The organism is Marseilla massiliensis (assembly GCF_023336985.1).
Lineage (GTDB): Bacteria > Bacteroidota > Bacteroidia > Bacteroidales > Bacteroidaceae > Prevotella > Prevotella intestinigallinarum.
Window position 1 is genome coordinate 201,010 of record NZ_JAMBLP010000001.1, and the last position, 20,990, is coordinate 221,999.

At 59.3% G+C, this 20,990-nt stretch carries 20 protein-coding genes; all 20 read left to right on the forward strand.

Annotation, left to right across the window (positions count from 1 at the left end):
• The first annotated feature begins 706 nt into the window (after positions 1-706).
• A complete protein-coding gene (locus tag M3089_RS00755; RefSeq protein WP_205110668.1) occupies positions 707-1,219 on the forward strand; it encodes an RNA polymerase sigma factor in 513 nt (170 codons plus the stop codon).
• 153 nt (positions 1,220-1,372) lie between these two features.
• Positions 1,373-2,233: a type I methionyl aminopeptidase gene (gene map, locus M3089_RS00760; RefSeq protein WP_262922128.1), complete on the forward strand. Its 861-nt coding sequence runs from the start codon at positions 1,373-1,375 to the stop codon at positions 2,231-2,233.
• Positions 2,234-2,244: 11 nt separating this feature from the next.
• Positions 2,245-3,279 (forward strand): tRNA (adenosine(37)-N6)-threonylcarbamoyltransferase complex transferase subunit TsaD, encoded by a 1,035-nt coding sequence (gene tsaD, locus M3089_RS00765; RefSeq protein ID WP_249081232.1) that lies wholly within the window; start codon positions 2,245-2,247, stop codon positions 3,277-3,279.
• Positions 3,280-3,321: 42 nt separating this feature from the next.
• Positions 3,322-3,852: a CinA family protein gene (locus tag M3089_RS00770; RefSeq protein WP_249081234.1), complete on the forward strand. Its 531-nt coding sequence runs from the start codon at positions 3,322-3,324 to the stop codon at positions 3,850-3,852.
• Between the two features lie 201 nt (positions 3,853-4,053).
• Positions 4,054-4,317: a 50S ribosomal protein L28 gene (rpmB, locus tag M3089_RS00775; RefSeq protein WP_205110662.1), complete on the forward strand. Its 264-nt coding sequence runs from the start codon at positions 4,054-4,056 to the stop codon at positions 4,315-4,317.
• A gap of 6 nt (positions 4,318-4,323) precedes the next feature.
• Positions 4,324-4,512 carry a 50S ribosomal protein L33 gene (rpmG, locus tag M3089_RS00780; protein ID WP_205110661.1) on the forward strand — a complete coding sequence of 63 codons (189 nt, stop codon included), beginning with the start codon at positions 4,324-4,326 and terminating at the stop codon, positions 4,510-4,512.
• 21 nt (positions 4,513-4,533) lie between these two features.
• Positions 4,534-4,692, forward strand: a complete 159-nt coding sequence (locus tag M3089_RS00785; protein ID WP_205110659.1) for a DUF4295 domain-containing protein — start codon at positions 4,534-4,536, stop codon at positions 4,690-4,692.
• Positions 4,693-5,018: 326 nt separating this feature from the next.
• Entirely contained in the window at positions 5,019-5,975 is a 957-nt protein-coding gene (ftsY, locus tag M3089_RS00790; RefSeq protein ID WP_249081236.1) for a signal recognition particle-docking protein FtsY, read from the forward strand.
• Positions 5,976-5,977: 2 nt separating this feature from the next.
• Positions 5,978-7,282 (forward strand): 30S ribosomal protein S12 methylthiotransferase RimO, encoded by a 1,305-nt coding sequence (gene rimO, locus M3089_RS00795; RefSeq protein WP_205110654.1) that lies wholly within the window; start codon positions 5,978-5,980, stop codon positions 7,280-7,282.
• An 11-nt stretch (positions 7,283-7,293) separates the two neighbouring features.
• Complete coding sequence (locus M3089_RS00800; protein ID WP_205110652.1) at positions 7,294-7,578, forward strand: HU family DNA-binding protein; 285 nt, start codon at positions 7,294-7,296, stop codon at positions 7,576-7,578.
• A gap of 11 nt (positions 7,579-7,589) precedes the next feature.
• The gene (locus tag M3089_RS00805; RefSeq protein WP_249081237.1) at positions 7,590-9,107 is read left to right on the forward strand and encodes an HU family DNA-binding protein; all 1,518 of its coding nucleotides are present in this window, start codon (positions 7,590-7,592) and stop codon (positions 9,105-9,107) included.
• 381 nt (positions 9,108-9,488) lie between these two features.
• Positions 9,489-10,484, forward strand: coding sequence for an AAA family ATPase (locus M3089_RS00810; protein ID WP_205110648.1), 996 nt, complete (start codon positions 9,489-9,491; stop codon positions 10,482-10,484).
• A gap of 2 nt (positions 10,485-10,486) precedes the next feature.
• Entirely contained in the window at positions 10,487-11,356 is an 870-nt protein-coding gene (locus M3089_RS00815; RefSeq protein ID WP_205110715.1) for a DUF58 domain-containing protein, read from the forward strand.
• 57 nt (positions 11,357-11,413) lie between these two features.
• Positions 11,414-12,484 (forward strand): BatD family protein, encoded by a 1,071-nt coding sequence (locus tag M3089_RS00820; protein ID WP_249081238.1) that lies wholly within the window; start codon positions 11,414-11,416, stop codon positions 12,482-12,484.
• A gap of 47 nt (positions 12,485-12,531) precedes the next feature.
• Complete coding sequence (locus M3089_RS00825; RefSeq protein ID WP_205110644.1) at positions 12,532-13,530, forward strand: vWA domain-containing protein; 999 nt, start codon at positions 12,532-12,534, stop codon at positions 13,528-13,530.
• Positions 13,531-13,563: 33 nt separating this feature from the next.
• On the forward strand, positions 13,564-15,255 hold the full coding sequence (locus tag M3089_RS00830; RefSeq protein WP_249081239.1) for a VWA domain-containing protein: 1,692 nt from the start codon (positions 13,564-13,566) through the stop codon (positions 15,253-15,255).
• A 12-nt stretch (positions 15,256-15,267) separates the two neighbouring features.
• Positions 15,268-17,838 carry a BatD family protein gene (locus M3089_RS00835; protein ID WP_249081240.1) on the forward strand — a complete coding sequence of 857 codons (2,571 nt, stop codon included), beginning with the start codon at positions 15,268-15,270 and terminating at the stop codon, positions 17,836-17,838.
• 13 nt (positions 17,839-17,851) lie between these two features.
• Positions 17,852-18,550: a phosphatase PAP2 family protein gene (locus tag M3089_RS00840; protein WP_205110637.1), complete on the forward strand. Its 699-nt coding sequence runs from the start codon at positions 17,852-17,854 to the stop codon at positions 18,548-18,550.
• Positions 18,551-18,675: 125 nt separating this feature from the next.
• On the forward strand, positions 18,676-19,890 hold the full coding sequence (locus tag M3089_RS00845) for an S-adenosylmethionine:tRNA ribosyltransferase-isomerase (RefSeq protein WP_249081241.1): 1,215 nt from the start codon (positions 18,676-18,678) through the stop codon (positions 19,888-19,890).
• A 19-nt stretch (positions 19,891-19,909) separates the two neighbouring features.
• The gene (locus tag M3089_RS00850) at positions 19,910-20,989 is read left to right on the forward strand and encodes a DUF2027 domain-containing protein (protein WP_249081242.1); all 1,080 of its coding nucleotides are present in this window, start codon (positions 19,910-19,912) and stop codon (positions 20,987-20,989) included.
• Position 20,990: the final 1 nt, after the last annotated feature.

Consider the following 20,990-nt stretch of genomic DNA (forward strand, 5'->3'; position numbering starts at 1 on the left):
AAAGTTACGGTTTGTCTGTTTTACGGTATAGTGCCAAATGTAATAGTATATATAGATATCTATTACATTTTGGCACTACTATACCTACCGTATTCCCGCCTGTCCCTGGTTGTCACCATGTGTCTGCCTTGGCCATCCTGCCGCTGCCTGTCGTTGCCAGTGCGGTTGCCCGTCGGCAGGCTGCTTGCCGCTTGCTTGTCCACACGGTGTGCCAGGCCGGCATGAAGGCGGGCGGCAGGCGGTTGTCGGGCCACGAGGCTGACGGCTGCCGCCGTGGCCCGAATCGGTTTCCGGGTGCCTCGGCCGGGGTGGGGCAGTGCCCGGGCAGCCGCCCCGCGGCGGCCGGTGCAGTATGGCCGGTCGATGTGGGCCGTCCGGCCTTCACGTATGGCCCTTGCCGCGGTGCGGTTCGGCCCGTGCCGTGGCGCGTGGGTGGCTTGGTTGTCGCCGGGGTGGTGTTTTTTCCGTCTGGAAAAGGGGAATTTTTGTTTTCTGCACAATTTTCCACCGCCATTATTTGCATCTTGTCGTCTTTATGTGTTATCTTTGCAATAGATAATCAGCAACCCGGGCAACCATGGGCCAGGCCCCCTTGGCGCCCGCTTGCGTTATCCACGCAAAAACAACGCCGTAAGCCTCGGCCGCCCGGCGCGTCCCGCTCCTGCGCGGCGGGGCATTACTGAAAAACTAAAACTATAACGAACCAATGACAGAAACCTCTAAGAACCTGATAGCCGAATACTACGCGCTCCATCTCGGCGAGTTAAGGGCCTTCGTGGCCAAGTGCACCGGCAGCCCCGCCGACAGCGAGGACATGGTGCAGACAATATTCCTGCGGCTGCTGCAGACCGACAAGATGATATCGGCCGTCACGCTGCCGTGCCTGGTCTACTCGGCGGCACGCAACATCGTGGCCGACTACTGGCGCCACCGCAAGTCGGTGGAGCGGCACGAGACTTACGTGAAGAGCCACTGCGACTGTGGCACCGACAGCGGGCCGGCATCGGTGTATGCGCCGGCCGAGATAATGCAACTGCTCGAGAGGGGCATGGCACGGCTGTCGCCCAAGTCGAGGCGCATCTACACCATGAGCGTGGTGGGCGGCATGCGGGTGTCTGAGATATCCGACACGCTCGGCGTGGCCTACAAGAGCGTTGAAAACAGGCTCGGGGCCGCCCGCAAGGAGATGAGGCGGTATATGAGCCGTATGCTTGCCTGAGGCATGCCCCCGGCGAGGGGCGCGGCCAGCGCCGGCAGTCGCCCCAAGGCCGGAAATATTGACCGGCAGGCAAAGAAATGAGCGAATGATGCCGCGGTTTGGCGGAAAAGTTGTACTTTTGCATTGTTTTAACGCTTTAGGACAACACAGATTATGTTTTCAAAGAAAAAAAGATGGCACGCCCTGCCCGGGCAGGAGCTCACCGAGCTTGACAAGCAGGTGATGTACTGGGAGAAGAAAGGCAAGCTCGTGCCAACGCGCGACCTGGTGAAGACGCCCGAGCAGATAGAGGGCATACGCCGCAGCGGCGTGGTCAACACGGGCGTGCTCGACGAGGTGGCCCGCCGTATTCACGCCGGCATGACCACGCTCGAGATAGACCGTATTTGCCACGACTATTGCGTGGGCCATGGCGGGGTGCCGGCATGCCTCGGCTACGAGGGATTCCCCAAGAGCGTTTGCGTGAGCATCAACGAGGTGGTGTGCCACGGCATACCCAAGGACACCGTGGTGCTCAAGGAGGGCGACATCGTCAACGTTGACTTCACAACCATACTCGACGGCTACTACGCCGACGCTTCACGCATGTATGTCATCGGAAAGACAACACCCGAGAAGGAGCAGCTCGTCAGGGTGGCCCGGGAGTGCCTCGAGATAGGGGCCGAGGCCGCCAAGCCTTACTGCTTCGTGGGCGACATAGGCCACGCCATACAGAAGCACGCCGAGAAATACCACTACGGGGTGGTGCGCGACCTGTGCGGCCACGGCGTGGGGCTTCAGTTCCACGAGGAGCCCGAGGTGTTGCACTTCGGCCACCGCGGCACGGGCATGCTGCTCGTGCCGGGCATGGTGTTCACCATAGAGCCCATGATCAACATGGGCACGTGGAAGGTGTTCATCGACGCCGACGACGAGTACGGCTGGGAGGTGATTACGGGCGACGAGAAACCCAGCGCCCAGTGGGAGCACACTTTCCTCATGACCGAACACGGGGTTGAGATACTGTCATACTGATAACGGATGCTATGGAAAAGAACAAAGACATATATATATTAGGCATAGAGAGCAGCTGCGACGACACCTCGGCTGCCGTGCTGCGCGACGGGGTGCTGCTGAGCAACGTCACCGCCAGCCAGGATGTGCACAAGGCCTACGGTGGCGTGGTGCCCGAGCTGGCCTCGAGGGCCCACCAGCAAAACGTGGTGCCGGTGGTCGACCAGGCCCTCAAGCGGGCGGGCATCACCAAAGACAGGCTGTCGGCCGTGGCCTTCACCCGCGGGCCGGGGCTCATGGGCTCGCTGCTCGTGGGCGTGAGCTTCGCCAAGGGGTTCGCGCGCTCGCTGGGCATACCGCTCATCGATGTCAACCACCTGCAGGGCCATGTCATGGCGCATTTCATCAAAGAGAGCGACGACGACACTTCGGCGCCGCCGCTGCCATTCATCTGCCTGCTCGTGAGCGGGGGCAACTCGCAGATTGTCAGGGTCAACGCCTACAACGACATGGAGGTGCTGGGCCAGACCATCGACGACGCCGCAGGCGAGGCCATCGACAAGTGCTCGAAGGTGATGGGGCTGGGATACCCCGGGGGGCCAATCATCGACAGGCTCGCAAGGCAGGGCAACCCGCTGGCTTACAAGTTTGCCGAACCGCAGATACCGGGCCTCGACTACAGCTTCAGCGGCCTCAAGACGTCGTTCCTCTACTCGCTGCGCGACTGGGTGGCGGCAGAGCCCGACTTCATCGAGCGCCACAAGGAAGACCTGGCCGCAAGCCTTGAGCACACCATAGTAGACATACTCATGAAGAAACTGCGCAAGGCTGTCAAGCAGACCGGTGTAAAGCACGTGGCCGTGGCCGGAGGGGTGAGCGCCAACAACGGGCTCAGGGCCGCCTTCCGCGACCATGCCGAACGGTACGGCTGGACCATATACATACCAAAGTTCAGCTACACCACCGACAACGCCGCAATGATTGCCATCACGGGCTACTACAAGTACCTCGACGGGGTGCATTGCAGCATCGACGCACCGGCGTTCTCGAAGGTGACGTTCCAATAGACAAACAGACTTACTACACTCATACATACACAAAAGCACATCATGGAGTTTGAAAGCAAGATAATAAGCAGGGAGATAAGCCAGCTGCTTTGGGAGAGGGAGCAGACGCTCGGCACCGCCGAGAGCTGCACCGGCGGGCGCATAGCCGAGGCCATCATTTCGGTGCCCGGGGCGTCGAAGTATTTCAAGGGGGGCATCATTTCTTACGCCAACGAGATAAAGGAGCGCATGCTCGGGGTGCCCCACGAACTCATCGAAGAGAAGACGGCCGTTTGCGAAGAGGTGGCCGTGGCAATGGTCGAGGGGGCTTGCAGGGCTCTGTGCACCGACTTCGCCATAGCCGCAACCGGGCTGGCCGGGCCCACAGGTGGGTCGAAGGAGATACCCGTAGGCACCATCTGGGTGGCGTGCGGATCGCCGGGCAGCGTCAGGACGCTCAAGGTCGAAGAGGACCACGGGCGTGACATCAACCTGGCCATAGCCACAAAGAAGGCCATGCAACTGTTCCTCGACTTCCTGCGGGAAGAAGAAACCGAGCAGGCCGGCGACAACGGCGGAGGGGCAGGCGAGTGACCGCGCCGAGCCGCGGGCAGCACCGCAAGCTCTGGCTGCCGACACAACGCCAGCAAGGCCGGCACATGGTGACAGCGAAAGAAAAAAATCATTAAAACGCTGATTTTTAGGGCAAATATTTTGTTTTTAGAAAAAAATGCCGTACCTTTGCAACCTGTTTGGAATAAGTTACTAAAAAGAACAAAGAAAACTTAGATAGAAATGTCGAAGATTTGTCAGATTACGGGTAAGAAGGCACAGATAGGCAACCATGTGTCTCACTCAAAGCACCGCACAAAGCGCAGCTTTGACGTTAACCTTTTCAGAAAGAAGTTCTACTATGTTGAGGAGAACTGCTGGATAAGCTTGAAGATCAGCGCTGCAGGCCTCCGCTTGATTAACAAGGTAGGGCTCGACGCTGCATTGAAGCAAGCCGTCTCCAAAGGATACTGCGACTGGAAGGAAATAAAAGTGATAGGAGACTAATTCATTATGGCAAAGAAAGTTAAAGGCAACCGCGTACAGGTTATACTGGAGTGCACTGAGATGAAGAACAGTGGACTGCCCGGCACAAGCCGCTATGTCACCACGAAGAACCGCAAGAACACTCCCGACAGGATGGAGCTCATGAAGTACAACCCCATCCTCAAGAAGATGACTCTCCACAAAGAGATTAAATAATTTTTTAAAGGCACTTTACACATGGCAAAGAAAACCGTCGCAACCCTCCACGAAGGCTCAAAGGATGGTCGCGCTTACTCAAAAGTGATAAGGATGGTCAAGAGCCCGAAGACGGGTGCTTACATCTTTGATGAGCAGATGGTTCCCAACGAGGCCGTAAAGGACTTCTTCAAGAACTAAGATACTTTTATTCATAACATCCGGCAGGCCACCCCACGACTGGGTGGCCTGCTTGCTGTTTTGTATGGTGGCTGTCTCCCAGCCCTCCCAGCTCTCTCAGCTCTCCCAGCTCTCTCAGTCCTCCCAGCTCTCGCAGCCCTCGCAGTCCTCCCAGCTCTCCCAGTCCTCCCAGCTCTCCCAACTTCCGGTATACCCCCTGTTTTATCCCCATAATCTTTCCGACTCTCGGTTTTTATTCGTATCTTTGCAGATGATAAGTGCATACCGGCGCCCAGGGGCCCGTGCCCCGCGCCGGCCGGCATTGTCTCAGCACAAAATATCGCGATATGGGAATATTCGGCTTTTTCAACAAAAACAAGAAAGAAACGCTCGACAAAGGTCTAGAGAAGACCAAGACAAGCGTCTTCGACAAACTGGCCCGAGCAGTGGCCGGCAAGTCGAAGGTTGACGACGATGTGCTCGACAACCTCGAGGAGGTGCTCATCACGAGCGACGTCGGAGTGGACACCACCCTCAAGATCATCAAGCGCATCGAAGAGCGCGTGGCGCGTGACAAGTACATCAGCACATCAGAGCTCAACGGCATACTCCGCGACGAGATAGCGGCGCTGCTGGCCGAGAACAACTCCGACGACAACGACAACTGGGAACTGCCCGCCGACCATTCGCCATACGTGATACTCGTCGTAGGCGTCAACGGGGTGGGCAAGACCACCACCATAGGCAAGCTGGCTTACCAGTTCAAGAAAGCCGGCAAGAAAGTATACCTCGGCGCTGCCGACACCTTCCGTGCCGCAGCCGTAGAGCAACTGTGCATATGGGGCGAGCGCGTCGGCGTGCCAGTCATCAAGCAGCAGATGGGCAGCGACCCCGCGTCGGTGGCATTCGACACGCTCAGCAGCGCCAAGGCCAACGGGGCCGACGTGGTGCTCATCGATACCGCCGGCCGACTGCACAACAAAGTTGGCCTGATGAACGAGCTTAAGAAAATCAAGGACGTCATGAAGAAGGTGCTGCCACAGGCACCCGACGAGGTGATGCTCGTGCTCGACGGTAGCACAGGGCAGAACGCCTTCGAGCAGGCCAAGCAGTTCTCGGCCGTCACACAGATTACATCGCTGGCCATCACCAAGCTCGACGGCACAGCCAAGGGCGGGGTGGTCATAGGCATCAGCGACCAGCTCAAGGTGCCTGTCAAGTACATCGGACTTGGCGAGGGCATGGAAGACCTGCAGCTCTTCAGCAAGCGCCAGTTTGTGGATTCGTTATTCAAGAAAGACTGACAGTGAAGAAGCCAACGGTAGACATCATAACCATGGGGTGCTCCAAGAACCTCGTGGACAGCGAGACGCTCATGGGGCTCTTCGAGGCCAACGGATACAGCTGCACGCACGACAGCGACACGCCCGAGGGCGACATAGTGGTTATCAACACGTGCGGATTCATCGAAGACGCCAAGCAGGAAAGCATCGACACCATTCTCGAGTTCGCCCAGGCCAAGGAAGAGGGGCGCATCAGTCGCCTCTATGTGATGGGGTGCCTGTCGCAGCGTTACAAGGCGGAGCTCGAGGCAGAGATACCACAGGTAGACAAGTATTACGGCAAGTTTGACTACAAGCAGCTCATTGCCGACATGGGCAACCCGGGCACCGAGGTGTGCGGCGCCACGCGCCATGTCACCACGCCCCGCCATTACGCTTACCTGAAGATCAGCGAGGGCTGCGACCGCACATGCGCCTACTGCGCAATACCCATCATGACCGGAAGGCATGCCAGCCGCCCCGTCGACGAGATAGTGGCCGAGGTGGAACAGCTCGTGGCCGGGGGCACCACAGAGTTCCAGGTGATAGCCCAGGAACTGACATACTACGGCGTCGACATCGACGGCAGGCAGCACATTGCCGAGCTCGTCGACAGGATAGCGTCGGTGCCGGGCGTGCAGTGGGTGAGGCTGCACTACGCCTACCCGGCGCATTTCCCTTGGGATTTGCTCAAGGTCATGGCCGAAAGGCCCAATGTGTGCCGTTACCTCGACATAGCCCTGCAGCACATCTCTGACAACATGCTGTCGAGAATGCGTCGCAACGTCACCAAGGACGAGACATACAGGCTCGTCGAGCGACTGCGCGCCGAGGTGCCGGGCATACACATCAGGACAACGCTCATGGTGGGATTCCCGGGCGAGACCGACGACGACTTCGACCAGCTGATGGACTTTGTGCGCTGGGCACGGTTCGAGCGCATGGGGGCCTTTGCTTATTCAGAGGAAGACGGCACTTACTCTGCCGAACACTACGCCGACGACGTGCCGCCCGAGGTGAAGCAGCGGCGGCTCGACAGGCTCATGGCGCTGCAACAGGAAATCAGCGCCGAGGTGGAGGCTGCAAAGGTGGGCAGTGTCATGAAGGTGGTCATTGACCGCCGTGAGGGCGACTACTACGTGGGCCGCACGGAGTTCTGCTCGCCGGAGGTCGACCCCGAGGTGCTGCTGCCCGCAGCCGAGCGGAAACTGGCCGTGGGCCACTATTACGATGCCAAGATAACAGGTGCGGAGGAATTTGACCTCTATGCCACAACAATATTCGACTGACTCTGTTTCTCATGAACAACAAGGATTTTATAGCCGAACTGTCGCGGCGCACAGGATACACCGCAGCCGCAACGCAGAAGATGGTCAACACCATCGTCGACGCGCTCGGCGATGCTTTCCAGGACGGCACCGCGGTGGCCATCGACGACTTCGGAACCTTCGACGTGCGCAAGAAGATGGAGCGCATAATGGTCAACCCGAGCACGCAGCAGCGGATGCTCGTGCCCCCGAAGCTGGTGCTGGGCTTCAGGCCCGTAGACGACTGGAAAGACAAGGTTAAGACACAATTGCAATGACACTGCCGCCCATGAACATGATTACTGTGCAGGAGCTGGCCCGTGTGCTGGCCGAGAGAAAGAAGCTCGAAGAGAGCGTGGCACGCTCGTTCGTGTCCACGATGTTCGACGTGGTGCGCGTTGCCCTCGAACGTGACAAGCTGGTCAAGGTGAAGGGGCTGGGCACGTTCAAGCTCATTGAGGTGAGCGCCAGGGAAAGCGTCAACGTTAACAGTGGCGAGCGCATGCTCATTGGCAGTTACGGAAAGATTACATTCACGCCCGACTCCATAATGAAGGAGATTGTCAACAAGCCCTTCTCGCAGTTTGAGACCGTGGTGCTCAACGATGGGGTGGAGTTCGACGACATAGAGCAGCAGGGGAGTGAACCCGTGCCGGAACCGGCCGTAGAGTCTGATGGCGACATTTCCGAAGGCTATGCCGACTCGGATGCCGAGCAAGAGGCTGAACCGGCGGCCGAAATCGATACCGAACCCGATGCCGGCGATGGCAGCGGCATGAACGGCAATGCTGCCAATGGCCTTGGGCAGGAGGGTGCGTCTCGTGAGCCGGATGGTGGTCTTGCCGGGCCCGAAGCTGTCGACGGTGGCTCTTCCGGCCCAGACGCCGCAGATGTGGAGGCCGGGCCCGAAGCTACGGGCGCCACGTCCGTGGCAGGGCCTTCTGTCGGGGCTGTGACCGATGCCGGCGACAAACGTGCCGCAGCTGGGTCTTTGGAAAACCACGCGCAACCTGCTGCCGTCAGCGTGGCTGGCCCCGATGCGGGGCAGTCTTCGGCTTCGGATGCCGAAGCCCAGGCAGAGGCAGACGCTGGCGAGACCGTCATTCCGGCCGTTGACCGTGTGGAAGAGAGCGCCGGCGGGACAGGCATTTCCCCTTCTTCGCCAACAGCATGTGCGGAAAAGGCAGACGATGGCGAGGCTGTGCCCGTGCCGGAGACCGGAGGTCGGGGGCGCGGCGTGCGCGCGGCTATGCTCAGCCTGCTGGTTGTGGTGCTCATGGCTGCATCGGCTTACGGCGGCTATCTGTTCGGGCTCTACAAAGCCTACGGCCCGGCCCTGGCCAAGGACGGCAGCCGCGGGCAGACCGCTACGCAGGCAAAGCCGGCGGAACAGCCGGTAAAGAGTGTGCAGCCTGCCGCAACAGCCGACTCGGCCGCGGCGAAGGCTGCACCTGCCGATACCGCCACGGCGGTGCCACCTGCTGTCAAGGCCGCTGCCCCCGCGGAGAAAGCAGCAGGCAATGATGAAGGTGGCAAGGCCCGGCCTGCCGAGGCCAAGGCGTTCGACCCGGCAAAGTATGACGCCATAGACAGCAGGGTGCGCACAGGTGCATACCGCATAGTGGGCACCGACCGCGTGGTAAGAGTGAAGCAGGGCGAGAGCCTGCAGCGCATCAGCGACCGCATGCTCGGCCCGGGCATGGAGTGCTACATAGAAGTTTACAACGGCCTGTCTGCCAATGCCGACCTCAAGGAGGGGCAGGCGCTGAAGATACCCAAGCTTGAACTGCGCAAGAAACGGCGTTAGGGCCGCGGCGGTTTCCGGCAGCACAACACGGTTGGGTGTTGGCGGAAACCGCGCTCAGGTCACAGTCGCCGTTGTTAACAGACACAGGGCGGAACCGGCCGACTTGGGCATAAAGCCCGCCTGCGGAGCCCATGGGCGCCGGTGGCGGGCCTGAGTTGTGCCGGGGCGGTGCTACCGATGCCGCGTGGCTGCCGGCCACAGCCTTATTGCCCGTGTCTGACGCGCATTTTGCCTATTCTGAAAAGTTTCTTAAAATGTAGTGTCTGAAAAACGTTTTTAATATAATTTAGATAGCTATATTCCGTTTTCACCCACTTATTGAGTATTTTTGCACCTACTTTTAAGCAGCATAGAACATAAACAACAAATAGACACATAATTATGGCAGAAGCTATTGATATCCGCGAACTTAACCTGCGGATAGAACAACAAAGCGCGTTTGTTACCAACCTCACCTCCGGCATGGATAGGGTGATAGTGGGCCAGAAGCACCTGGTGGACACCTTGCTCATCGGTTTGCTCAGCGATGGGCACATACTGCTCGAAGGCGTGCCCGGACTGGCCAAGACGTTGGCAATCAAAACATTGGCCCAACTTATTGATGCCGACTACAACCGAATCCAGTTTACACCCGATTTGTTGCCTGCCGACGTAATCGGAACGATGATATACTCTCAGAAAGAAGAGAAGTTCCAGGTGAAGAAAGGCCCGGTGTTTGCCAACTTCGTGCTGGCCGACGAAATAAACCGCGCCCCGGCCAAGGTGCAGAGCGCACTGCTCGAGTCGATGCAGGAGAAGCAGGTGACCATAGGCAGCGAGACGTTCGGGCTGCCGGAGCTGTTCCTTGTCATGGCCACGCAGAACCCCATCGAGCAGGAAGGTACCTACCCGCTGCCCGAGGCCCAGGTTGACCGCTTCATGCTGAAGGTGGTGATAAGCTATCCCACGATAGACGAGGAAAAGAAAATCATACGCGAGAACATTGCCGGCAGCCTGCCAAAGGTGATGCCAGTGACCACGGCCGCCGAGATACTGCAGGCGCGCAGCGTGGTGCGCGAGGTGTACATCGACGAGAAGATAGAGCAGTACATTGCCGACATCGTGTTTGCCACGCGCTATCCCGACCGCTACGGGCTCAAGGAGCTCAAGGACATGATAGCCTTTGGCGGCAGCCCCCGCGCCAGCATCAGCCTTGCAAAGGCGTCGAGGGCATACGCGTTTATCAAGCGCCGCGGCTACGTGGTGCCCGAAGACGTGCGCGCTATCGCCCACGACGTGCTCCGCCACCGCATCGGCCTGACCTACGAGGCCGAGGCCAGCAGCGTGACAAGCGAGGAAATCATCAGCCGGATAATAAATAAGGTTGAAGTGCCTTGACGATGGAAGCCCAGGAGATTATAAAGAAAGTACGCAAAATCGAGATCAAGGCCCGCGGGCTGAGCTCGAACATCTTCGCCGGGCAGTACCACACGGCGTTCAAGGGCCGTGGCATGGCTTTCAGCGAGGTGCGCGACTACCAGTTTGGCGACGACGTGCGCGACATCGACTGGAATGTCACCGCCCGCTTCCACCGCCCCTATGTCAAGGTGTTCGAGGAGGAGCGTGAGCTCACGGTGATGCTTCTCATCGACGTGAGCGGCTCGCTCGACTTCGGCACGCGCCGCCAGATGAAGCGCGACATGGTGACGGAGATTGCCGCCACGCTGGCTTTCAGCGCCATACAGAACAATGACAAGACCGGGGTGATATTCTTCTCAGACAAGATAGAGAAGTACATACCGCCCAAGAAAGGGCGCAGGCACATACTCTACATCATCCGCGAGATGCTCGATTTCAAGGGCGAGAGCCGGCGTACCGACATCAACGTGGCGCTGCAGTTCCTCTCGAGCGTCATCAAGAGGCGTTGCACCGCCTTCGTGCTCAGCGATTTCTACGTGCGCGACAGTTTCTCGCAGTCGCTCACCATCTGCAACCGCAAGCACGACATCGCTGCCATACAGGTCTACGACCCCTTTGCCAAGGAGCTGCCCGATGTGGGCCTGCTCAAGGTGGTCGACGCCGAGACCGGCTTCGAGCAGTACATCGACACGGGCAGCAGGCGCCTGCGCCAGGCCCACCGCCAGTACTGGCTCAACCGCCAGGCCATGCTTCAGGATGCGTTCAACAAGAGCAACGTCGACAACATATCAATATCCACCGACGAAGATTTCGTCAAGTCGCTGCTGCTGCTCTTCAAGAAGCGCGGCTGACGGCTTTAGTCGTGGCGCCGCCATGGCTGCCATGAATGCAAACAAAGACACTCATTGATGAAGAAGATTGTAGCTTTTATATTACTGATGGCCACTGTGTTGCCGCTCTCGGCACAAGTGTCGGTAGAGGCCCGCATAGACTCTATCGAGATGTTCATCGGCGAGCAGGTGCACGTCACGCTGACGGTGACGGCCGGCGACAAGGCCAACGTGGCCTTCCCCGTGTTCAAGCCGCAGCAGATGGTCACGCCCGGGGTCGAGGTGCTCAGCTCGACCGAGACAGGCAAGGAGCCGCTCGACAACGGCATGGCCTCATACAGCCGCATATACACGCTGACCTCGTTTGACGGAAAGCTGTATTACCTGCCACCGTTTGCCGTGACCGTCGACGGAAAGCAGTACAAGAGCAAGAGCCTTGCGCTGAAGGTAATCGAGGTGCCGGTAGACACGGCCAACGTCGACAAGTTCTTCGGGCCCAAGGGCGTGCAGGACAACCCGTTCTCATGGGGCGACTGGAGCCTGCCGTTCTGGCTCAGCGTGCTCATGCTCGTGCTCGGCGCGTTGGGCTATTACCTCTATGTGCGGCTGCGCACGGGCAAGCCCGTCATAGCCTCGATAAAGGTGGTGAAGCGCCTGCTGCCCCACCAGAAGGCCATGAAGGCCATCGAGCACATCAAGGAGGAGAAGATGGTGCAGTCGGAAAACCAGAAGGAATACTACACACGGCTCACCGACACGCTCCGCAAGTACATAGAGGAGCGCTACGGCTTCAGTGCCATGGAGATGACCAGCAGCGAGATAATAGAGCGGCTGATGGCCGTGGCCGACGACAAGTCGCTCGACGAGTTGCGCGCGCTCTTCCGTACGGCCGACCTTGTGAAGTTTGCCAAGTACTCCACGCTCATCAACGAGAATGACATGAACCTTGTCAATGCCATTGAGTTCATCAACCAGACCAAGCTCGAGAACATGCCCGCCGAAGAGGTGGTGCGCCCCCAGCTCACCACAGAGCAGGTGCGCACGGTCAAGACGAGGCGCGTGCTGCGCGTGGCAGTGTGGCTGCTGGCCGCCGCCTGCGCCGCCATACTTGTCTACGTGGTCTACGCCATGTACAGGCTGATGGCTTGAACGCCCGCGGGCATAGGCTGACATAAAGATAAAGAGGATACCGAAAGATGGAATTTGCCAATAAAGAATACCTTTTCCTGCTGCTGCTCGTCATACCCTACCTGCTGTGGTACCTGATGTACAGGAAGAAGAGCGAGCCCACGATGCGCGTGGCCGACACGTTTGCCTACAGGTTTGCCCCGAAGAGCTGGAAGGTGCGGCTCATGCCGCTGCAGATGCTGCTCCGCGTGGTGGCTTTCGTAATGCTGGTCATTGTGCTGGCTCGCCCGCAGACGCAGAATTCGTGGAAGAACAAGACCGTCGAGGGCATCGACATCATGCTCGCCATCGACGTCTCCACCAGCATGCTGGCCGAAGACCTCAAGCCCAACCGCCTCGAGGCTGCCAAGCAGGTGGCCGCCGAGTTCATATCGGGACGGCCCGACGACAACATTGGCCTTACCATTTTCGCTGGCGAGGCCTTCACGCAGTGCCCCATGACCACCGACCACTCGTCGTTGCTCAACCTGCTGCAGAACGTGCGCACCGACATAGCCGCGCGCGGCCTCATACAAGACGGTACGGCCATAGGCATGGGCCTGGCCAGCGCCGTGAGCCGACTCAAGGACTCTAAGGCAAAGAGCAAGGTGGTAATACTGCTCACCGACGGAAGCAACAACATGGGCGACCTGTCGCCAATGACCTCGGCCGAGATAGCCAAGAGCCTCGGCATAAGGGTCTACACCATCGGCGTGGGCACCAACAAGGTGGCGCCTTACCCGATGCCGGTGGCCGGAGGGGTGCAGTATGTCAACGTGCCGGTCGAGATAGACACGCGTACGCTCAGCGACATCGCCGCCACCACCAACGCCGACTTCTACAGGGCAACCAACACGGGCGAGCTGCACGAGATATACAAGGAGATTGACAAGCTCGAGAAGTCGAAGCTCAGCGTAACGCAGTTCAGCAAGCGCTACGACGCCTACCAGCCCTTTGCGGCCGCTGCAGCCCTGGCGCTGCTGCTGGAGCTGTTGCTGCGCATCACCGTCTTCAGGAGAATACCGTAACCAAATCAAGGATAAAGAAAACAGTGAGTAATCATGTTCAGATTTGAAGATCCCGCATACCTGTATCTTTTGGCCGCCGTGCCGGTGCTGGCGCTCATACGCTTCGTGCTTGCCCGCAGGCAGCGCAGTCGCTTGCGCAGGTTTGGCGACCCGGCGCTGCTGCGCCAGCTCATGCCAGGCGTGTCGCGCTGGCGGCCCGATGCCAAGTTCTGGCTTCTCGAAGCCGTGCTGGCGCTGCTCGTGGTCATGCTCGCGCGGCCGCAGATGGGAACCAAGATAAGCCACGAGAAGCGCACCGGAATAGAAACCATCATTGCCATGGACATAAGCAACTCCATGTTTGCCGAAGACGTGGAGCCGAGCCGCCTTGACAGGAGCAAGATGATGGTCGAGAACCTTGTCGACAACTTCACCGACGACAAGGTTGGCCTGATAGTCTTCGCCGGCGACGCCTTCGTTCAGCTGCCCATCACCAGCGACTATGTGTCGGCAAAGATGTTTCTCAGCGACATATCGCCATCGATGATAGCCACACAGGGCACCGACGTGGCAAGGGCCATCGAGATGGCCACCCACAGCTTCACCCAGCAGCAAGGCATAGGCAAGGCCATCATCGTCATTACCGACGGCGAAGACCATGAGGGTGGGGCTGTCGAGGCTGCCGAGGCCGCCCGCAAGAAGGGCATGCGCGTCTATGTGCTCGGTGTGGGCTCGCCAAAGGGTTCGCCCATACGCATGCCCGACACCGGCGACTACATAAAGGACAATGCGGGCAACACCGTCATGTCGGCGCTCAATGAAGACATGTGCAAGCAGATAGCCGAAGCCGGAGGCGGGGCATACATCCACGTCGACAACAACAGCAACGCCCAGGAGCAGCTCAACTCTGAGCTCGACAAGCTGGCAAAGAAAGAGACATCGAGCACTATTTACAGCGACTACGACGAGCAGTTCCAGGCCTTCGGGCTCATAGCCCTGCTGCTGCTCATCATCGAGACATGCCTGCTCGACAGGAAGAACCCGCTGTTCCGCAACGTAAGGCTCTTTGCCCGCCGCAAGAAGGCCGTAGCCATGGCGGCGTTGCTCATCGCGTCAACGGCCACGGCCATGGCGCAGTCCGACCGCCAGTACATACGCGACGGCAACCGCCTCTTCCGTGCCGGCGACTATGCCGGGGCCGAGGTGGCCTACCGCAAGGCCATCGAGAAGAACCCGCGCAACCCGCAGGCTGAGTTCAACCTGGGCAACGCCCTGCTCGCACAGAAGAAAGACTCGGCGGCCATCACCTCGTTTGAGGCGGCCACGAAGCTCGAGTCAAACTCTTTGCGAAAGGCGCAGGCTTACCACAACATCGGAGTGGTGTGCCAGGGCCACAAGCTCTATGCCGAGGCCATCGAGGCCTACAAGGCTGCCCTGCGCCTAAACCCCAAGGACGACACCACCCGCTACAACCTCGAGCTGTGCAAGCGGCAGCAGCGCAAGCAGCAGCAACAGCAGCAGAACAAGCCCAAGGAAGACAAGGACAACAAGCAAGACGGGCAAGACAAGAACAAGAAAGACAAGGACAACAAGCAGCAGCAGCAAAAGCAAGACCCGGAGAAGATGAGCAAGGAGAACGCCGAGCAGCTGCTCAACGCTGCCGTGCAGCAGGAGAAGAGCACGCAGGAGCGGATGAAGAAAGCCATGCAGCAGCCGCGTTCGCGCAAGTTGCAGAAAAACTGGTGATAGAGTAACGTTATGAGAAGAGCATCTGTATTATTCGCATTTATCATGGCCGTGATTGCGGCAGCGGCACAGAGGCTGGTGGCCGATGCCCCGGCCGAGGTGGCCGTCGGCGAGCAGTTCCGCCTTACATATACCGTCAACACGCAAAACGTCAACGGCTTCCGCGTGGGCACCATACCGGCAGAGCTGGAGGTGCTCATGGGGCCGAGCACGTCGTCGCAGTCGAGCTTCCAGATGGTTAACGGGCACACCAGCTCATCGTCGTCAATCACTTACACATATATAATATGCGCCAACAAGGCCGGCACCTACTCGATACCTGCCGCCCACATCAGTGTAGGGGGCAAGACCATTGCCTCAAACCAGCTCCGCATCAAGGTTAGCGGAGCATCGAGGCAGGGGGCGCAGGGCCAGCAGGGCCAGGGCGAGGGCGGCTTGCGGCCGGCAGGCTCGCGCATCAGCGGTTCCGACCTGTTCATAAAGGTCAGCGCCAACAAGCGCAGGGTGCACGAGCAAGAGCCCATACTGCTTACATACAAGGTCTACACGCTCGTCGACCTGACGTCGCTCAAGGGCAACATGCCCGACCTCAAGGGCTTCCACACCCAGGAGGTGCAGCTGCCGCAGCAGAAGAGCTACAAGATAGAGACTGTCAACGGGCGCCCATACCGCACGGTGACATGGAGCCAGTATGTGATGTTCCCACAGATTACCGGCAAGCTCGAGATACCGAGCATCACCTTCGACGGCATTGTGATACAGCAAAACCGCGATGTCGACCCGTTCGAGGCGTTTTTCAACGGAGGCTCGGGCTATGTCGAGGTGAAGAAGAAGATAAAGGCTCCGGGCCTCACCATACAGGTCGACCCGCTGCCGGCGCGCCCCGCAGGGTTCTCCGGCGGAGTGGGCAGCTTCACCATCTCGGCCCAGCTCAACAAGACCGACATCAAGGCCAACAACCCTGTCACGCTGCGTGTCATAGTCAGCGGCAGGGGCAACCTCAAGCTGATAAAGAAGCCCGAGGTGAAGTTCCCCAAGGACTTCGACACCTACGACGCCAAGGTGACCGACAAGACCAAGCTCACGAGCAACGGCGTGGAGGGCAACATGGTTTACGACTTCCTTGCCGTGCCGCGCAACCAGGGCAAGTATGAGATACCGCCCATAGAGTTTGTTTATTACGACACTGAGGCCAACGCCTATAAGACTGTAAAGACGCAGGCCTTCACCCTGAACGTGGCCAAGGGCTCGGGCAGTGCCAGCGTGAGCGACTATACGGGCGATGCTGCCGACGACCAGCTCAACAAAGACATACGCGGCATCAAGACAGGCGATGCCGACGTTCACGACATCGGCGACTTCTTCTTCGGCTCTACAGCCTACTGGGTGGCCATGTGCGTGCTCGCTGCCATCTTCGTGTCGCTGTTCGTAGTCTTCCGCCACCGCGCCATAGCCAACGCCAACATCGACCGCATGCGTGGCAAGAAAGCCAACAAGGTGGCCACAAAGCGCCTGAAGAAGGCCAACCGCCTGATGTTGGATGGCAAGGCTTCGCTGTTCTACGACGAAGTGTTGCGCGCCCTGTGGGGATATGTGGGCGACAAGCTCAGCATACCCGTCGAGAAACTGTCGCGCGAAAACATCAGCCAGCGGCTCGCCGAGCGCAGCGTGGGCGACGAGACCATAGCCCTGTTCATCGGGGCGCTCGACGAGTGTGAGTTTGAGCGCTACGCCCCGGGCGACGTCAAGGGCAACATGAGCAAGACGTTCGAGGCTGCCATGACAGCAATAATGAGAATAGAGGAGACAATGAAGAAACGCAAGAAGAGCGCCGCAGCCACGGCCACGGTGTTGCTGCTCGCCCTCATGGCGTGGCTGCCGTCTGACGCCGGGGCCATAACCAAGGCCAACGCCGACAGCGCCTACGCCCGACAGCAGTACCAGCAGGCCATCAAAGACTACGAGGAACTGCTGCACGACGGCGTCAGCGCCGAGCTTTACTACAACCTGGGCAACGCCTACTACCGCACCGACAACATCACCCGGGCCGTGCTCAACTACGAGCGAGCCCTGTTGCTCTCGCCCGGCGACGGCGACATACGGTTCAACCTGCAGATGGCACGCAGCAAGACCATCGACAAGATAACGCCCGAGTCGGAGATGTTTTTCGTGACATGGTACCACGCGCTGGTCAACATCATGAGCGTCGACGGGTGGGCGCGGACGGCGCTCGTCTCGTTTGCGCTGGCCATAGTGCTCGCGCTGGCCTACCTGTTCTCGGCCCGTATATGGGTGCGCAAGGTGGGTTTCTTCGGCGGGCTGGCCTTCATAGCCGTGTTCATATTGGCCAACCTCTTCGCCTACCAGCAGCGACAGGAACTTGTCAACCGCACAGGCGCCATCATCATCTCGTCGGCCGTGCCTGTAAAGAGCACGCCCTCGAAGAGCGGCACCGACCTGTTCATACTGCACGAGGGCACCAAGGTCGAGATAACCGACGGCACCATGCGCGGCTGGAAGGAGATACGTGTGGCCGACGGCAAGGAAGGCTGGATTGAGACTTCAAAGATTGAAATAATATAAATGACATCCGCTGATGGATTTTGAGCCGATAATACAGTTCGACAAGCAGCTGCTGCTGGCGCTCAACGGCAGCGACTCTCTATTTCTCGACGGCTTGGCCATGGCCCTGACCACGGCATCCACGTGGGTGCCGCTATATGTGGCGCTGTTCTACCTTGTGCTCAAGAACAACGAGAACGTGCGCCAGATACTGCTTGTGGTGGCCTGCGCGGCAGCCTGCGTGCTCCTTGCCGGCACCGTCGACGACACCCTCGTCAAGCCGCTCGTTGCCCGCTGGCGGCCCACCCACGACCCGCAGATAGGCATCCTGGTCGATGTGGTCGACGGCTACCGTGGCGGCAAGTACGGTTTCTTTTCGGCTCATGCGGCCAATACGTTCAGCGTGGCCGTGTTCTTCTGCCTGCTCGTGCGCAGCAGGGCTCTCTCGGTGGCCCTGGTGGCGTGGTCGCTCACCAACTGCTGGACCCGCGTATACCTCGGGGTTCACTATCCCGGCGACATACTCTGCGGACTGCTGTGGGGCGGCCTTGTGGGCTTTGCCGTCTATTGGGCCTACTGCCGCATCTACGTGCGCATGAAGGTGGGCAAGGGCTTCATCTCTTCGCAGTACACATCCACCGGCTATCAGCATTCCGACATCAACGTAGTGCTGTCGGTGCTGGCCTTCACGCTGGTCTACTGCATCTTCCGCGGCTGTCTCACCCTGGCTTAGCCTGCCTGCAGGCCGCCGGCGTGGCACATGGCCCGGGCCCCGGCAAGGCCCCGGCGACCGTCATGCCACAGGCTTAGGCCGTATGTCGCGCCGTGCGGCGCGGCCATCATTAATTGACAAACAACATGGATACAAAACACATACGCATAAGCGATTACGACTATCCGCTGCCCGACGGGCGCATAGCAAAGTTCCCGTTGGCCGAGCGCGACCACTCTAAACTGCTCGTCTACGACCACGGGAGCATAGACGACGACATATTCTGCAACCTCCCCTCACATCTGCCCGCAGGGGCATTGATGGTTTTCAACAACACCAAGGTGATTCAGGCCCGCATACATTTCCGCAAGGACACGGGCGCGCTCATCGAGGTCTTCCTGCTCGAGCCTGCCGCCCCGGCCGACTATGAGCAGATGTTCCAGGCCACGGGCTGTTGCTCGTGGCTGTGCCTTGTGGGCAACCTCAAGAAATGGAAGGAGGGCCGGCTCAGCCGCAGCTTCACCGTCAGGGGGCACAACGTGACCCTGAGCGTGGAGCGTGGCCCCGAGCACCACACCAGCCACCGCATCGACTTCAGCTGGGATTGCCCCGAGGTGACCTTTGCCGACATTCTAGATGCCGTGGGCGAGCTGCCCATACCGCCATACCTCAACCGCAAGACCGAAGAGAGCGACAAGACCACCTACCAGACGGTGTACTCGAAGATAAAGGGCAGCGTGGCTGCGCCAACGGCGGGGCTGCACTTCACCGACAGGGTGCTCAAGGCCATCGACGAGCGCGGCATCGAGCGCGAGGAGCTCACGCTGCATGTGGGCGCCGGCACGTTCAAGCCGGTGAAGAGCGCCGAGATTGAGGGCCACGAGATGCACACCGAATATATATGCGTCCACCGCCACACCATAGAGCGGCTCATTGCCCACGGGGCGCAGGCCATTGCCGTGGGCACCACCAGCGTGCGCACGCTCGAGAGCCTCTACTACATGGGGCTGAAGCTGGCCGCAAACCCCGACCTGGGCGAGGAGCAGCTGCACGTGGGCCAGTGGGAGCCCTATGAGACCGACGCGGGCCTGCCACCAGTCGAGGCGCTGGGCCACATACTCAGGTTTCTCGACCGCCACGGGTTGGGTTCGCTGCACTCGAGCACGCAGATAATAATTGCCCCGGGCTACAAATACAAGATAGTGAAGATGCTCGTCACCAATTTCCACCAGCCGCAGAGCACGCTGCTGTTGCTTGTCAGTGCATTTGTCAACGGCGACTGGAGGCGCATCTACGACTATGCTCTGGCCCACGACTTCAGGTTCCTGAGCTATGGCGACAGTTCACTGCTTATACCCTGACACGATAAAGAACAGATTTATGAAGATAGGAGACAAAGTACGCTTTTTGAGCGAAGTCGGCGGCGGGCGTGTCGCCGGTTTCCAAGGCAAGGACGTCGTCTTGGTTGAAGACGAAGACGGCTTCCAGATACCCACTTCCGTGGCCGACGTGGTTGTGGTCGACGACGATGACTACAGCACGCGCCGCATCGTTGAGAACAAGATGAAGCCGGCTGCCACCGTTGCCGACGACGACAGCGATTACGACCCGGCCGACAGGCCCGTCACCTTCAAGGCCCCCGCCGAGGAGCGCAAGGGTGGCGACATGCTCAGTGCCTACCTGGCCTTCGTGCCTGTCGACGTGAAGGCCATCACGTCGTCGCGCTTCGAGACATATTTCGTCAACGACAGCAATTACTACATGCACTACGTCTACTCTGTGGCCGAAGGCGCCGGGTGGCAGTTGCGCTCAACGGGCGAGGTGGAACCCAACACCAAGCTGTTCATAGAGGAGTTTGGCCGCGACGAGCTGGGCACCATGGAGCGCGTTTGCATACAGCTGTTGGCCTACAAGCGCGACAAACCGTTTCTGATGAAGCCGGCGGTCGACGTGCAGCTGCGCATCGACCCTGTAAAGTTCTATAAGCTGCACACTTTCTGCGAGAACGATTTCTTCGAGCAGCCGGCTCTCGTGCTTGCCGTCATTGAAAACGACAAGCCCGCCCGCCCGCTGGTAATCGACGCCAAGCGCCTCAAGCAGGAGATGATGGGCAAGGCGGCTGCCGACTCGCAGCCATCCCGTCCGCAGCCAAAGCATGCCGGGGCCGACGGCAAGGACGAACCGCTCGTGGTCGACCTGCATGCCGGCGAACTGCTCGAGACCACTGCTGGCATGTCGGCCGCCGACATACTGAACTATCAGCTGGAGACATTCCGCAACACCATCAGGCAGTATGAGAAGCAGAAGGGCAAGAAGATTGTGTTCATCCACGGCAAGGGCGAGGGCGTGTTGCGCCACGCCTTGGTCAACGAGCTGCGCTACCGCTTCAAGAGCTGCCAGTATCAGGACGCCTCGTTCCAGGAGTATGGCTACGGGGCCACACAGGTTACAATAAAGTGAT